This is a genomic window from Streptomyces sp. TAA040, assembly GCF_000424845.1.
In genome coordinates this window covers 135,631-148,320 of the sequence record NZ_KE384254.1, presented here as the reverse complement: position 1 = coordinate 148,320, position 12,690 = coordinate 135,631, and the positions used below count along the sequence as shown (strand labels likewise).

The window sequence follows — 12,690 nt, the reverse complement described above, 5'->3', positions numbered from 1 at the left end:
CCCCGCCTGCCGTCGGTGTGCCGGCGCGCTGTTCACGGGCGGTCGGCCTGCCTGTCATCGAGGGGATGGCCTCCGAGCTTCCCTCCCCTGCCCCCCGGAGCGAGTCGCGGGCCCCGCACGCCGACCGCAGCGCGGTGGTGGAGCGGCTCCAGGAGGCCGCGGCCGAGGGGCGGCTGGACTTCGGCGAGCTGGAGACCCGACTCGAACGGGCCCTGGGTGCCAAGACGTTCGGTGAGCTGGATCTCCTCACCGAGGATCTGCCGCCCGTGGCCGGCCCCGATCCGGACCGGCCGCTGGTGGTCAAGGGCGGCCTGCACGGCGCGAAGCGCACAGGCGCCTGGCAGGTGCCCGCACAGGTCGCGGGGCACGGCGGGATGGCGGGGGCAAGCTGGACTTCACCCGCGCCGACTGCCGCTCGTCGAGGTCGAGGTGCACGGCGAGTCCGCCGGCGTCGTCCTCGTCCTTCCCGACGACTGGGTGGCCGACACGGGGGACGTGGATGCGGGCTTCGGCGGCGTGCGGGACCGGACCAGCGCGGAGCGCCGGTCGGGCGCGCCCCCCTGCTGCGGATCACCGGCACGGCCGGAGCGGCCGGGGGCGTACGGCACCCCCACGCCTGGGAGCGCCGACGGCTGCGGCGCGAGGCCCGTGGCTGGACGAGGGGCCCTGCCGGTCCCGGCACCCACCTCCACTTTTCACTCCGTGCATCATATTCAACACACTCCGTGCCGACACGGCGCGTGCGCGGCCCGGAAGAGGGCAGAACCGTTGCGGACAGTTCTTCCACCGCAACGGGAGGAGTGAGGTGCTCAAGGAGCTTCTCGCCCGCATCGCGCAACGCACCGGGAGCCGCGGCCGTATCCCGGCGGCACGGCCGGACTCCGGTCCACCCCCGGGGGCGGACCGGGACGACCGGCCCGACGGGGACGCGGAGGCCACCGAGCCGCCCGAGCCGGGCGAGCCGGTCTTCACCGCGGACTTCGCCTCCACCACGCAGTGGGTGGCCGGCCGCACCTGGGCCTATCCGGGCAGCGGCCCGATCAACCCGGGGGACGACAAGCTGGACCACCTCGTCGAGGATCCCGATTACAGCCGCTCGGGCGTGTTCCGGGCCACCCGGCGCCGGGACGGCAGGTGGAACGCGGGTCTGCTGACCACCGAGGGCAGCTCCGAGGGGTTCATGGCCCGCACGGGCGATGTGCTGGAGGCCCGGCTCCGACTGCCCGAGGAGATCGGGGCCTGGCCGGCCATCTGGACCTGGCTGGACGGCGGCCAGGAGGTGGACGTCTTCGAGTACCACCCCGACAACCCCGACCTGCTGGAGCTGTCGAACCGGGTGCGCGGGGCCCACCACTACTACCGGGACACGGCCGTCCGGCCCGGCGGCTGGGTGGATCTCCGCGTCGAGTTCGGCGCCCGGTCAGTGGTGTGGTGGGTGAACGACGCGCGGGTGTTCGCCGACCGGCGGGGCGTGGGGCACCGGTGGCGGGCCCATCTGATCGTCAACCTCTCGGTGTGCGCGGGGCGCTACCACCCCCGTCCCGAGGCGGGGACGGACGAGATGTCCTTCGAGGTGGCCCGGCTGTGCGTCCACCGACCCTGACCGGGCCGGCCACCGCTGTCGGTGGGCTCCGGTTGAATGAGCGGCATGACCGTTCACGACCTTGCCCGACGACTCCCCGACCCTGTCGCCCTGCGCGACCTCTGCCGGGCGATCGCGATGCTGGAGGCGGTCCTCGCCCCCGGCCGCGAACGCCGCCACACCTTCCACACGGGTTGGTCCGAGACCGAGGACATCGCCTCGATGCGCAGCGGCGGCGACGAGTTCGACATCGTGTTCTCCCCCGCGGGGGTCTGGATGCGCGGCTTCGACCACGAGTCCCCGATGAGTCCCTGTGACGAGGACGTGCCGTGGCCAGGAGTGCTGGACACCGTCCCGGCCGCGTTCCGCCACTGCGTGGAGGAGCCGGCCTTCAGCGAGAACGGCATACCCTCGGTGACCTGCTGCCTGTGGCGGGAAACAGGCGACACGCAGTGGCGCGCAGGAGAGATCGAGTTCCCCGTGGACGAGGCGGACCCGGACGGCTCGGGCTGGATGTTCGGCCTGCTCACCAGCCCGGCCCCGGAGGCCTTCGCCTCGTTCGCCACGCACCACTACGGCGTCCCCGTCCCTCTCGACCCGGTGCGCCACGTGTACGCGGGCCGCCCGCTGGACTCCGCGGTGGTGGCCGCCCTCAATCCGGCGGCGTCCCCGGCCGCCCTCGCCGAGGAGGCGGCCGGCATCGGCTACCCGGCGGTCCTCGACCCGCCGGGCCCCTGACGGCCCCCGAGCGGCGCGGCCGCCCCTTCGGGTCCGGTCTCCGCGAGCCCTCCGCGGGAAGGACCGCCCATGGCAGGGAGCACCCCGGAGGCGGGCGCTGTGACGAGGGTCACTCACCGGAGGGGCGTGCGGCGAGCGGTGCCGGGACAGGTATGGCCCGGCAGCACGTCAGGCGGCCGGGGCCGGGTTTCCGGGCCGCGCGCGTCAATCTCCGAAGGAGGCCGCGGGGCGGAAATCAGCGGCGGGCAGCCGCGCACCGCGGGGGAAATCAGCGGCATGTCGCCAAGTCCCGGGGTGCGTGGGGACGTAGATCGGTCCGGCAGGCGCATACTGGTGTCGATGACAAAGCCATCCGCGCCCAAGCGCTACCTGCCGTCCAGCCCCTTCAAGGCCCCGGTCGCCCCGCCCGAGAAGCTGTTCGCCGTGGGTGACCGGGTCACGCACGACGTCCACGGTCTGGGACGCGTCACCGGCATCGAGGACGGGGTCGCGGTGCTCGTCGACTTCGGCTCGCTGCAGGCACGCGTGACCAGTCCCTACACGAAGATGACCAACCTGTAGGACCGCTGCGCCGGGCCGAGGCAGCGGACCAGCCCTCCTCGGCACCGCAGCTCTCCCCCGGCATCCCGCCTCGGGGTGCTCCCGCCTTGAAAGGCAGCCGTCTCATCGACACGACCTCGCTGTTCTCCGGCGCCGAAGCGGCGTCCCTGCACGTGGTGACCGCCGGAGCCCCGCCCCTGACAACGGGGCTCTTCCAGGCCCCACCGGCCTGCGAGGACGACACGTACGAGGACGAGACCTCGTACCCCGACTTCGAGAGCGCCGAGCGGCTCCGCCGCCCCTTCACCTCGTAGGGGCGCTCCCGCTCCGGGCACGTCCCGTGCCGAGCGGCCCGCTTCCCGGCCGGGCCGCCCGCCGTTCACGGCTGGCGGCCCGGCCGGTCGTGCGCCGCAGCACCGCGGGCGGCTCTACCCGTGCTTCCGCCCGCGACCGGTCAGGGACCGTCGGGCGTGAGCGCCTGCCCCAGGAGCGCTTCGGCCAGCACCCCCACTCCCTCGCTGATCTCGGCCGGGGCGGTGCCCGCGGCCGTCAGGTGCTCGATCAGGTCGCTGCGCACCGCGGCCAGCAGGGCGTGCGCGAGGAAATCGGCCTCGGAGCCGCGACCCGCCGCGGTCAGCTCCTCGGCGAGCAGGCCGTGCCAGAGGGAGTAGGTGTCGTGGTCGTACGGGCTCCCCCGGCCCGCGCTCTCCAGGGCGAGCATCAGGGGACGCGTCTCCAGCTTCAGCCGGAGCAGCGCGTCGAGGAGCGCGGGCAGTCTGGTCGCGGCAGGGGTGCCGGGTCCGAGCGGCGGAGGGCCGACGACGACCGCCGCGCGCAGTTCCTCGGTCCGCTCCTCGACCAGGGCCCTGACGAGTCCACCCCGGTCGCCGAAGCGCCGGAACAGCGTGCCCTTCCCGACACCGGCGGCCGCGGCGATGTCGTCCATCGAGACGTGGGCCGGCCCGCCCTGCTCGGCGAACAGCCGGGAGGCCGCTGCCAGCACGGCGCGTCGGTTGCGGGCGGCGTCGGCACGCTCCTTGCGGACGGGTGGCACGGTGCTGCTCCAGGCGACGGCGGGCGGTTCGGGTGGGCGGCGCGCGTCGACCCGACATTCGGACCGCCGGTCCGAACGGTACCGCGGCAGGGTTCCCGCGCGAGGGCCCGATGGCGGACGGGCGGCCGCCATCGGGCCCTCGTTCCGTGCGCGGAGCGGTTCAGTCCTCCTCGCCCCCGGAAGGGCGCCGGACCGGCTCGGCCGCTGCCGGGAGTGCCTTGATGCCCGGAAGGAGCTGAGCGGTCAGCAGGGTGGTCAGCGCGGAGGTGTCCCCGCTGGTCCCGTCGGTACGGACCACCACGGGCTGCGGTGCCCGGCCGGCGAGTGCCGCGCCCACCTCAAGGCGGCGGCGGGCCAGTTCGTAGTCCAGCACCGCGCGGTTGTCCCGGTAGGCCTGGGCGAGCCGCCGCTGCGCCTTGGCCTCGTTCTCGGCCGAGATCAGCCCGCTGCGCCCGCGGGTCTCGATCTCGAAGCGGACCCGCTGGGCGTTGGTCTCCTGCTCCTCCAGGAGCTGGGCGACCTTCTCGCGTGCCTTGTTGAGCGCGGCCTTGACCTCGACGAACCGCGCGTCCCTGACCTTCTTCGCCCGCTCGATGTCCATCTGGACGCTGTCGGTGCGGCGCTTGCGAGTGAGGCCCCACTCCTGGTCGTAGGCCGCGCTCTCCTTGGCGACCCGCTCCCGGGTGGAGAGGTGCTGCTGGTACTGGACGGGCAACTGCACCTCGGGGATGTTGCTGCCGGTGATGCGGACCCCGTAGCGGGAGAGTTGCCGGTTGAGCAGCTCCTGCATGTCCGCGACGTCCGAGCCGCGCAGGTCGTACGCCCGCTCGGTCTGCACCTGCCGGGCGCGCTGCCGGATCGCGTCCTGCACCGCGCTGGAGAGCACCAGGTCGAAGTTGCCCGCACCGATGGTCCGGACGAACAGCACCGCGTCGGTGATGCGGAACTTGAGGAAGAACTCGATGGACCGCAGCGGGACGTTCTCCCGCGTGGGGCAGGCCATCACCGGGGCCGAGTAGGGGATCTCGGTGGAGGTGTCGACCACGAAGTCGACGCGGGACCACGGGTGCCACAGATAGTGGCGGCCGGGGTCGAGCGTCCGGTTGACGGCGCCGTACCGGGTGAGGATGCCGGTGGTGCCCTGCTCGACCTCGACGATCGAGGAGCGCCACCACCAGAGCCCGCCGGCCAGGAGCAGCAGCACACCGCTGAAGTAGCCCAGCGTGGCCAGCGCACCGTAGGCGATGTCCGCCGCGCCGCCGGACTCCTGGAGCTTGAGCAGCACGCCCGACAGGAGCGCGAACAGCCCCAGCCAGAGCGGCGCCATCCACCACAGCCGACGCCGGTGGCGCGGGATGATGACGGGGGTGAGGGTTCCTGCCTCGCCGCCGCGGAGGAGCTGCGCGATCTCGCTCCAGGGGGCGACGGCCTCGGAGATGACCGATCTGCGGTTGGTGACCACGGGGCTCACTGCTCGTCCTCCTCGAAGCGCTCGTCGTCAGCGGCCCGCACGGCGCCGCTGGCCGGGGCCGGGGTGTCGTCGGCGGGCCCCTCGGGGTACGTGCCCGCCTCCGCGGTGTCCTCGCCGCCGCTCGTCCGCGGTCCGGTCGCGGCGGGGACGGTCGGGCGCTCGGCTTCGAGCAGCTCGGCGATCTCCGCCTCGCGTCCGGCGATCCGCTCGGACACCTCGGTGAGCCGGGAACGCACGGCGGCCATCGCGGACTCGCTGAACAGCTCCCCGCCGCGTTCGCCGACCATCTCGCGAGCCAGCTGGAGGAAGTCCACCCCGGCCGCGGCCTGCGGGTCGCCGGTGCCGCCGATCCGCACCAGTCGCGGCAGGTGGTCCGCGACCTGTTCGAGGGTGTCGAGCACCTGCTGCTGGTAGCGGTACTCCAGGATCTCCGGGGCCTCGGCCGCGGTGACCGCCCGGATGTCCAGCGCCTGCGCGTCGAGGAGTGCCGCGTTCGCCTTGGCCTCGGACTCGGCCTGCACGTAGCGCTGGCGGGCCAGTGCCTCGGCCCGGTTGGTCTCGCGCTCCACGGCGGTGTCCATCTGCGCCTGGTACTGCGCGATGTCGGCCTGGATCGCGGACAGCGTCTCGTGCCGGCTGGCGAGTTCCTTGCTGAGGTCGCCCTCGTTCTGCTCCTTGCGCAGCTGGAGGGCGTACTCGTGGGTGTACGCGTCCTTGGCCATCCGCACCATTTCGGGGGCCGCGAGGTCCATCCGGTAGGCGCGGTCGGCGGGCTCGGCGTGGGTGATGTTGGCGTTGGTCAGTTCGACCGCGGGCCGGAACTGCTGGTTGAGCTGCTCCAGCAGCCGGCCGGTGTCCTCACCGACCATGTCGTAGATGCCCGCCGCCTCCTGCTCGTAGATCAGGCTGCGGATCGTCTCGCTGACGGCGTTGTTGAGCTTCTCCTCGAAGCCGCGCACGGCGCCCAGCGTATAGACGAACTCGACCGGGTCACTGATCCGGAACTGGATGAACAGGTCGATGGACGCTTTGACGCCGCCGCGGGTCGGCGCCTCGCGCACCGGGGCGTTGAAGGGGTACTCGCGGGTGGTGTTGATCAGGTAGGAGACCCGCTTCCACGGGTTGAGCAGGATCACCCGGCCGGGGCCGACGACCTGCTCCAGTTTCCCGAACCGGGTGATCAGCGCCTGGCAGCCGTCCGGCACCATCACCATGCCCTGCCGCCACCAGACGAAGCCCACCGCGGCGAGTGAGAGGATCCAGTAGTGCAGGCCGAACAGCGGGTGCCCAAGGGTGCCGATGCCGGTGGCGGAGGAGGTGGCCGCCGCGACCGAGGTGCCGATCACGCCGATCACCAGCAGGCTCAGCACCGGCAGCATGCTCAGCAGGGACCTGCCCCTGGGGATCACCATCGGGCAGATGGCGTGCACCTGCTCTCCGCCCTCACGGCGCTGCCCGCTCTGGTTGAGAGCCTCGCCCGCCTCGTCCAGCGGGACGGTCTGCTGCTCCATGACCGTGGCGATGCTGCCGCCCTGTTCCCGGGCGGCCGGGAAGTCGGCGGGGTCCATGCCCTCCTCCTGGGGCTCGGACTCCTCGTCCGCTGCGCCGCCATCACCTGCGTCGCCGCCGGCTCCCCGCCGTCCGCCGCCGCGTCCGGTCCGGCGCCGCAGTTCGTCCTCGGCCAGGTCCCGCGGGTCGCCGCCCTCGGCGACAGCCCGCGCCACTCTCCGTACGCTCTCGGTCCGTGCCACGCTTCCCCCTTCGTGCTCCGTCGGTTCGCGCTCCTTGCGTGACCCATCCCACACCATGGACCGGCCGGACGGTCACTCGGGGGCGCGGTCGGCCCATCGGTGGGCGCCCACGACCCGCCAAACGGTCGCCGTTCGCGATTCCGGTGCGCCGGGGTCATGCGGGGGGCTGCTGCCCAGATCCGGGGCTCCGATGCGTGACTCCCAGCGACTCGCACGCGGACCGCAGCCGCCGCACGCCCTCGTCCAGGTCGGCGGTGCCCGCTGCGGAGGCGAAGCTCAGGCGAATCCGCGGGCCGGGCGGCTCGGCGGCGAAGTAGGCCCGGCCGGCGGCCACCGACACGCCCTCCCGGGCCGCTGCGGCCACCAGCGCCGCCTCGTCCGTTCCGCCGGGCAGCCGCAGCCACAGGTGGAAGCCGCCGTGCGGGGCCTCCACGGGGGCGAGGGCGGGCAGCTCCCGGCGGAGCGCGGTGAGCGCCGCGGCCCGGCGGCGGCGGAGTCCCGCGGCCACCGCGCGCAGGTGCCGCGGCCAGGAGGGCGCACCGACGAGTTCCAGTGCCGCCTCCTGGAGCGGCCGCGGAACGAAGAAGCTGTCGACCACCTGGATGGCGCGCAGCCGCTCGCGCACCGGTCCGCGAGCGGCGAGCGCGGCGACCCGCATGCTCGGAGAAGTGATCTTGGTGAGCGAGGAGATGTGCACCACCACCCCGTCGCGGTCCTCCGCGGCGAGGGTCCGCGGCAGCGGACCGGCGTCCTCGTGCGCCATCCGGCGTGCGTAGTCGTCCTCGACGACGAAGGCGCCCGCCTCGCGGGCCGCGGCCAGTACCGCCGGACGGCGCTCGGCGGCGAGCACCGCGCCGGTCGGGTTGCGGAACAGCGGCTGGCAGACGAACACACGGGAGCCGGTGGCGCGGAAGGCCTCGGTGAGCAGGTCCGGGCGCACCCCGTCGCGGTCGGCGGGCACCGGGACGGGGCGCAACCCGGACGCCCGGGCGACTGCGAGCATGCCGGGGTAGGTCGGCGACTCGACGAGGACGGGTGCACCGGGCGGTGCCAGGGCGCGCAGCGCGGTGGTGACGGCGCTCTGCCCGCCGGCGGCGATGAGCACCTCCGCGGCGGTGAGCGGCCCGCCCGGCCCGCCGATCTCGCGTGCGAACCAGGCGCGCAGCTCTGGCACTCCGTCGAGTGGCGGCAGGTCCCAGGCGCCCGGTCGGCGCCCGGCCCGCGCCAGCGCCTCGGCCAGCGCACGGTCCGGCCGCAGCGCCGCCGGCAGGTACCCGCCGTGCAGTTCGACGGAGCCGGCGGGCGGTTGGACCAGGGTGGCCAGCAGCCCGCCGTCGTCCACCGTCCTGGGCACCCGGTCACCGGACGGCTCGGCACTGAGCGACACCTCCTGCCAGGACGTGTCGCCCTTCTGCGTCCCCGCGGCGGACGGGGGCTCGGCGCGGAAGGCGCCCGCGCCGGGGCGGGTGACGACCAGTCCCTCCTCGACGAGCGCAGCGAGGGCGCGCGAGACGGTCACCGGGCTCGCCCGGAAGCGCTCGACCAGCTCCCGACTGGAGGGCAGACGGCCGCCGACCGGGTAGCGGTCGAGTTCGGAGCGCATTGAACCTGCCAGCTCTCGCACACTGCTACGGTGTTTCATGAGAGCAGAGGATAGCGCTACTCCCAAGTCTTCGATAGCGGTTCCCGCCGAGGTCGCCGTCCCCACCGGGCCGCGCGGCCCGGCCGACGGCGCGGGCGGACGTCCGTCGCGTTCCGCACCCCACGGCGGCACGGTGCTGCGCGGCACCCTGCTCGCGGCCGCCGGCGTGACGGCCTTCTCGTTGACCTTCCCCGGGACCGCGTGGGCGCTCGAGGGCCTGGGCCCCTGGTCGGTCACCTCCTTCCGGATGGCGCTGGCCGGGCTGCTGGCCCTCGGCTGGCTGCTCGTGGTGCGCGCACCACTGCCGCAGCGCCGCCACCGGCTCCCGCTCGCCGTCGTCGCGGGCGGCGTGGTGGTCGGTTTCCCGCTGCTGACCACCCTCGCTCTGGAGACGTCCAGCACCGCGCACGCCGCGGTGGTCGTGGGGCTGCTGCCGCTGACCACCGCGGCCTACGGCGCCGTACGGCACGGCACCCGGCACGCGCCGGTGTTCTGGTGGGCGGCGGGTGCCGGCGCGGCCGCGGTGGTGTCCTTCGCGGTCGTCGAGAGCGGAGGCGGACTCACCGGAGGCGACCTGCTCCTCTTCGGCGCCCTGCTGGTCTGCGCGGCCGGCTACGGGGAGGGCGGGCAGTTGGCCCGCGAGCTGTCGGGTCCGGAGGTCATCGGATGGGCGCTGGTGCTCTGCCTTCCCTTCGCGCTGGCGGCCTCGCCGGCGGCGGCCGCCGCCGAGCCGATCGACTGGAACGCCCACGCCGTGATCGGCCTCGGCTGGCTGGCGCTGGGCTCGCAGTGGCTGGGCCTGATCGCCTGGTACCGCGGGATGGGGCTGATCGGCGTCGGCCGGGCCAGCCAGCTCCAGCTCGCCCAGCCGCTGCTCACCCTGATCTGGGCGGTGCTCCTGGTCGGCGAGACACTCAGCCCGTACGCGCCGCCCACGGCGCTCGCCGTGCTGGCCTGCATCGCCGTCACCCAGCGGGCGGGCCGCGCCACCCGCCGGTGACGTCGCCGCCCGGAGCCAGTGGGCCCGCCCCGTGGCTCGGCGGCTCCCGCCGAGGGGCCGAACGGGGCGGGCCCGCCGAGCGGGGGCTCACGCGTAGTGGTCGGCGACCACCGTCGTCATCGCGCCGATCGGGTCGCCGGCCACGCCCTTCGCCGAGAAGTAGAGGTGCCCCTTCACCCGCGGGTGGTCGCGGCAGAGGTCGAGGTGCCGGGAGAGCTCCTTCGGGTCGTGCCACTGGGCGGGCTGGGCCGGGTCGGCCACCTTGTACAGCGCCTCCCCGATGTAGAGGTCCACCGAGGTGCCCTCGACGGTCCGGTCCCACCAGGAGACGAGCTCGGCGTAGTCGGCCGCGGGGAATCCGATGTGCCAGTAGACCTGCGGCGCGATGTAGTCGACCCACTCCTCGGTGACCCAGGTGCGGGTGTCCGCGTACAGGTCGTCGTAGGTCTCCACCCCGGCCGTGCTGTCGGCGCCGCGCGGGTCTGTCCGCTTGCCCCGCCACAGGGCGAAGGGGCTGACGCCGAAGGGCACGCCCGGCTTCGTCCGGCGCAGGCGGCGCGAGGTCTCGCGCACCAGCAGGTCGATGTTGTTCCGCCGCCAGTCGCCCAGGTCGGAGAAGTCGCCACCGTGCTCCCGGAAGGCCTCGGTGTCGTCGAACTCCTCACCCCCGGCGGGGTAGGGGTAGAAGTAGTCGTCCCAGTGCACGCCGTCGATGTCGTACCGCTCCACGGCGTCGAACATCGCGTCCTGGACGAACCTGCGCACTTCGGGCAGGCCGGGGTTGTAGTAGAGCTTGCCGCCGTAGGACACCGCCCACTTCGGGTTCCGGCGCGCCGGGTGGTCCCCGGTGAGCCGTTCGCGATCGGCGTGGTTGGCCACCCGGTAGGGGTTGAACCAGGCGTGCAGCCGCAGGTCGCGGGCGTGCGCCTCCCGTACGGCGAAGCCCAGCGGGTCCCAGCCCGGGTCCTTCCCCTGCTCCCCGCTGAGCCACTGCGACCACGGCTCGTGCGGGGACGGCCAGAGCGCGTCCGCCGTCGGCCGGACCTGGAACACGACAGTGTTCAGCTTCCTGCGGACCGCCAGGTCCAGTTCGGCCAGCAGTTGGGCCTGCTGGATTTCCCGGGCCAGCCCCGGGACGGTCGGCCAGTCGATGTTCGCGACGGTCGCCAGCCACATCCCCCGCATCTCCGGCGCGGTCGCCCGGCCCGAACCGGGCGACGGGTCCGGGGGCGCCCCTCCCGACGGGCCCGCGCCGACCGCCCGTCCCGTGGCCATGGTGCCGGAGAGCGTGCCGGCCGCGGCCGCGGCGAACACCCGTCGTGTCATGCGCCCCATCGGATCCCCATCCCCCGGCGCCGCCGGCGGTGTCGGTGCTCGCGGGCTCGGACGGGCCCGGCCGCGGTGCGGCGGGCGGCCTCCCGGCCCCGGTCGGTGTGTCCTGCCGACCCAGGATGCACCGGCCCACCCCTGCCTCCGAGTACTGACACGGACACGTTCGGTCACCGATCCGCAGTACACCCCGGCGCCATCCGGGTGACGGGCACGGGTAACGTCGGGCGGCGAGGCGAGGCGTCCGGTCGTTCCGGCTGCCCGCCGCCGACCGGACGACAGCGAGGGGCCTGATGTGACCGACATCGAACGCGTCGGAGTGGTGGGGTGCGGCCAGATGGGCGCCGGGATCGCCGAGGTGTGCGCACGTGCCGGGCTGGAGGTGAAGGTCGCCGAGACCACCGGCGAGGCGCTGGAGCTGGGCCGCACCCGGCTGGTGAACTCCCTCGGCAAGGCCGCCGAGCGGGGCAAGATCACCGAGGCGGAACGGGACGCGACGCTGGAGCGGCTGACGTTCACCACCGACCTGGGCGAGTTCGCCGACCGCGACCTTGTGATCGAGGCGGTGGTGGAGAACGAGCAGGTCAAGACGGAGATCTTCCAGGTGCTCGACCAGGTCGTCACCCGGGCCGACGCCGTCCTCGCCTCCAACACCTCCTCCATCCCGCTGGTGAAACTGGCGGTCGCGACCTCCCGGCCCGACCGGGTGCTCGGCATCCACTTCTTCAATCCGGCACCCGTCCAGCAGCTGGTCGAGCTGATCCCCGCGCTGACCACAAGCGAGGAGACGGTCGCCCGTGCGGAGACGGTGGTCGGCAAGACCCTCGGGAAGCACGCGATCAGGGCCCGGGACCGCTCCGGTTTCGTGGTCAACGCGCTGCTGATCCCGTACCTGCTCTCCGCCATCCGGATGTTCGAGTCGGGCACGGCCGGGCGCGAGGACATCGACAACGGGATGGAACTGGGCTGTGCGCACCCGATGGGGCCGCTGAAGCTCGCCGACCTCATCGGCCTGGACACCGTGGCCTCGGTGGCGCACTCGATGTACGAGGAGTTCAAGGAGCCCCTGTACGCCGCTCCCCCGCTGCTGCTGCGCATGGTCGACGCGGGCCGGCTGGGCCGGAAGACGGGGTCGGGTTTCTACACCTACGGCTGACCTGGGCGAACGTACTGCTCACTGAAGAACAGTGCAGTTCTCTGCACATCGCTGAAGGCCGCTCTCCGACGTTCCGGAGAGCGGCCTTCAGTGATCGTTATGGAGCCGAGGGGGTTCCGGTGGAGGCAGTAACTGTCACGTCAAACGAAATGAATGTGACGCTATGAACTCTGTTGTTCGGTTTGGCGTCGCTTGACCGGGCCGTTGATCCACGCCTGGTGGGGGATCGATGGCGGGACGGGGCGGCGGTTGAACCGTTCCGGATGTTGTTCGTAGGCGGCTGCGTGCGGCAGCAGGGAGCGGTCGCAGAAGGCCACGAGACCGGTGGATCTTCTCGGCGGCGTTCGGGTCGGCGGCCACTGCGGTGTGCAGCATCTTCACCCGTCCGGCCAGTTCCCCGGCCAGTCGGGCGTGATGCGCCTCGGCA

At 73.4% G+C, this 12,690-nt stretch carries 11 protein-coding genes and 1 pseudogene; 7 read left to right on the top strand and 5 right to left on the bottom strand.

Going from position 1 to position 12,690, the window contains the following annotated elements; translation table 11 throughout:
* Positions 1 to 65 precede the first annotated feature (65 nt).
* From H300_RS32775 to H300_RS0122405, 5 genes and pseudogenes are all read left to right on the top strand, one after another.
* Positions 66 to 203, top strand: a pseudogene (locus tag H300_RS32775) (DUF1707 domain-containing protein); the annotation flags it as partial.
* Between the two features lie 797 nt (positions 204 to 1,000).
* Positions 1,001 to 1,603 carry a beta-glucanase gene (locus H300_RS28750; RefSeq protein WP_051270324.1) on the top strand — a complete coding sequence of 201 codons (603 nt, stop codon included), beginning with the start codon at positions 1,001 to 1,003 and terminating at the stop codon, positions 1,601 to 1,603.
* A gap of 45 nt (positions 1,604 to 1,648) precedes the next feature.
* A complete protein-coding gene (locus H300_RS0122415; RefSeq protein WP_028429162.1) occupies positions 1,649 to 2,320 on the top strand; it encodes a hypothetical protein in 672 nt (223 codons plus the stop codon).
* 339 nt (positions 2,321 to 2,659) lie between these two features.
* Complete coding sequence (locus tag H300_RS0122410) at positions 2,660 to 2,881, top strand: hypothetical protein (RefSeq protein ID WP_028429161.1); 222 nt, start codon at positions 2,660 to 2,662, stop codon at positions 2,879 to 2,881.
* Between the two features lie 86 nt (positions 2,882 to 2,967).
* Positions 2,968 to 3,174, top strand: coding sequence for a hypothetical protein (locus tag H300_RS0122405; RefSeq protein ID WP_028429160.1), 207 nt, complete (start codon positions 2,968 to 2,970; stop codon positions 3,172 to 3,174).
* Between the two features lie 140 nt (positions 3,175 to 3,314).
* Here H300_RS0122405 and H300_RS28745 read toward each other — a convergent pair whose 3' ends face one another.
* From H300_RS28745 to H300_RS0122385, 4 genes are all read right to left on the bottom strand, one after another.
* Positions 3,315 to 3,914, bottom strand: a complete 600-nt coding sequence (locus H300_RS28745; protein WP_051270294.1) for a helix-turn-helix domain-containing protein — start codon at positions 3,912 to 3,914, stop codon at positions 3,315 to 3,317.
* Between the two features lie 160 nt (positions 3,915 to 4,074).
* Complete coding sequence (locus tag H300_RS28740) at positions 4,075 to 5,385, bottom strand: SPFH domain-containing protein (protein ID WP_051270293.1); 1,311 nt, start codon at positions 5,383 to 5,385, stop codon at positions 4,075 to 4,077.
* Positions 5,382 to 7,136, bottom strand: coding sequence for an SPFH domain-containing protein (locus H300_RS28735; protein ID WP_486584011.1), 1,755 nt, complete (start codon positions 7,134 to 7,136; stop codon positions 5,382 to 5,384). The genes H300_RS28740 and H300_RS28735 overlap by 4 nt, the downstream gene beginning before the upstream one ends.
* Positions 7,137 to 7,290: 154 nt before the next feature.
* Positions 7,291 to 8,778 (bottom strand): aminotransferase-like domain-containing protein, encoded by a 1,488-nt coding sequence (locus H300_RS0122385; RefSeq protein WP_051270292.1) that lies wholly within the window; start codon positions 8,776 to 8,778, stop codon positions 7,291 to 7,293.
* Here H300_RS0122385 and H300_RS0122380 point away from each other — a divergent pair.
* Positions 8,777 to 9,778, top strand: a complete 1,002-nt coding sequence (locus tag H300_RS0122380; protein ID WP_028429158.1) for a DMT family transporter — start codon at positions 8,777 to 8,779, stop codon at positions 9,776 to 9,778. The genes H300_RS0122385 and H300_RS0122380 overlap by 2 nt on opposite strands.
* An 87-nt stretch (positions 9,779 to 9,865) precedes the next feature.
* Here the strand turns inward: H300_RS0122380 and H300_RS0122375 are convergent, their stop codons facing one another.
* Positions 9,866 to 11,113 carry a family 10 glycosylhydrolase gene (locus H300_RS0122375; protein ID WP_051270291.1) on the bottom strand — a complete coding sequence of 416 codons (1,248 nt, stop codon included), beginning with the start codon at positions 11,111 to 11,113 and terminating at the stop codon, positions 9,866 to 9,868.
* Between the two features lie 289 nt (positions 11,114 to 11,402).
* Here H300_RS0122375 and H300_RS0122370 point away from each other — a divergent pair, with 289 nt between their 5' ends.
* Positions 11,403 to 12,263, top strand: coding sequence for a 3-hydroxybutyryl-CoA dehydrogenase (locus H300_RS0122370; protein WP_028429156.1), 861 nt, complete (start codon positions 11,403 to 11,405; stop codon positions 12,261 to 12,263).
* The last annotated feature ends 427 nt before the right edge of the window (positions 12,264 to 12,690 follow it).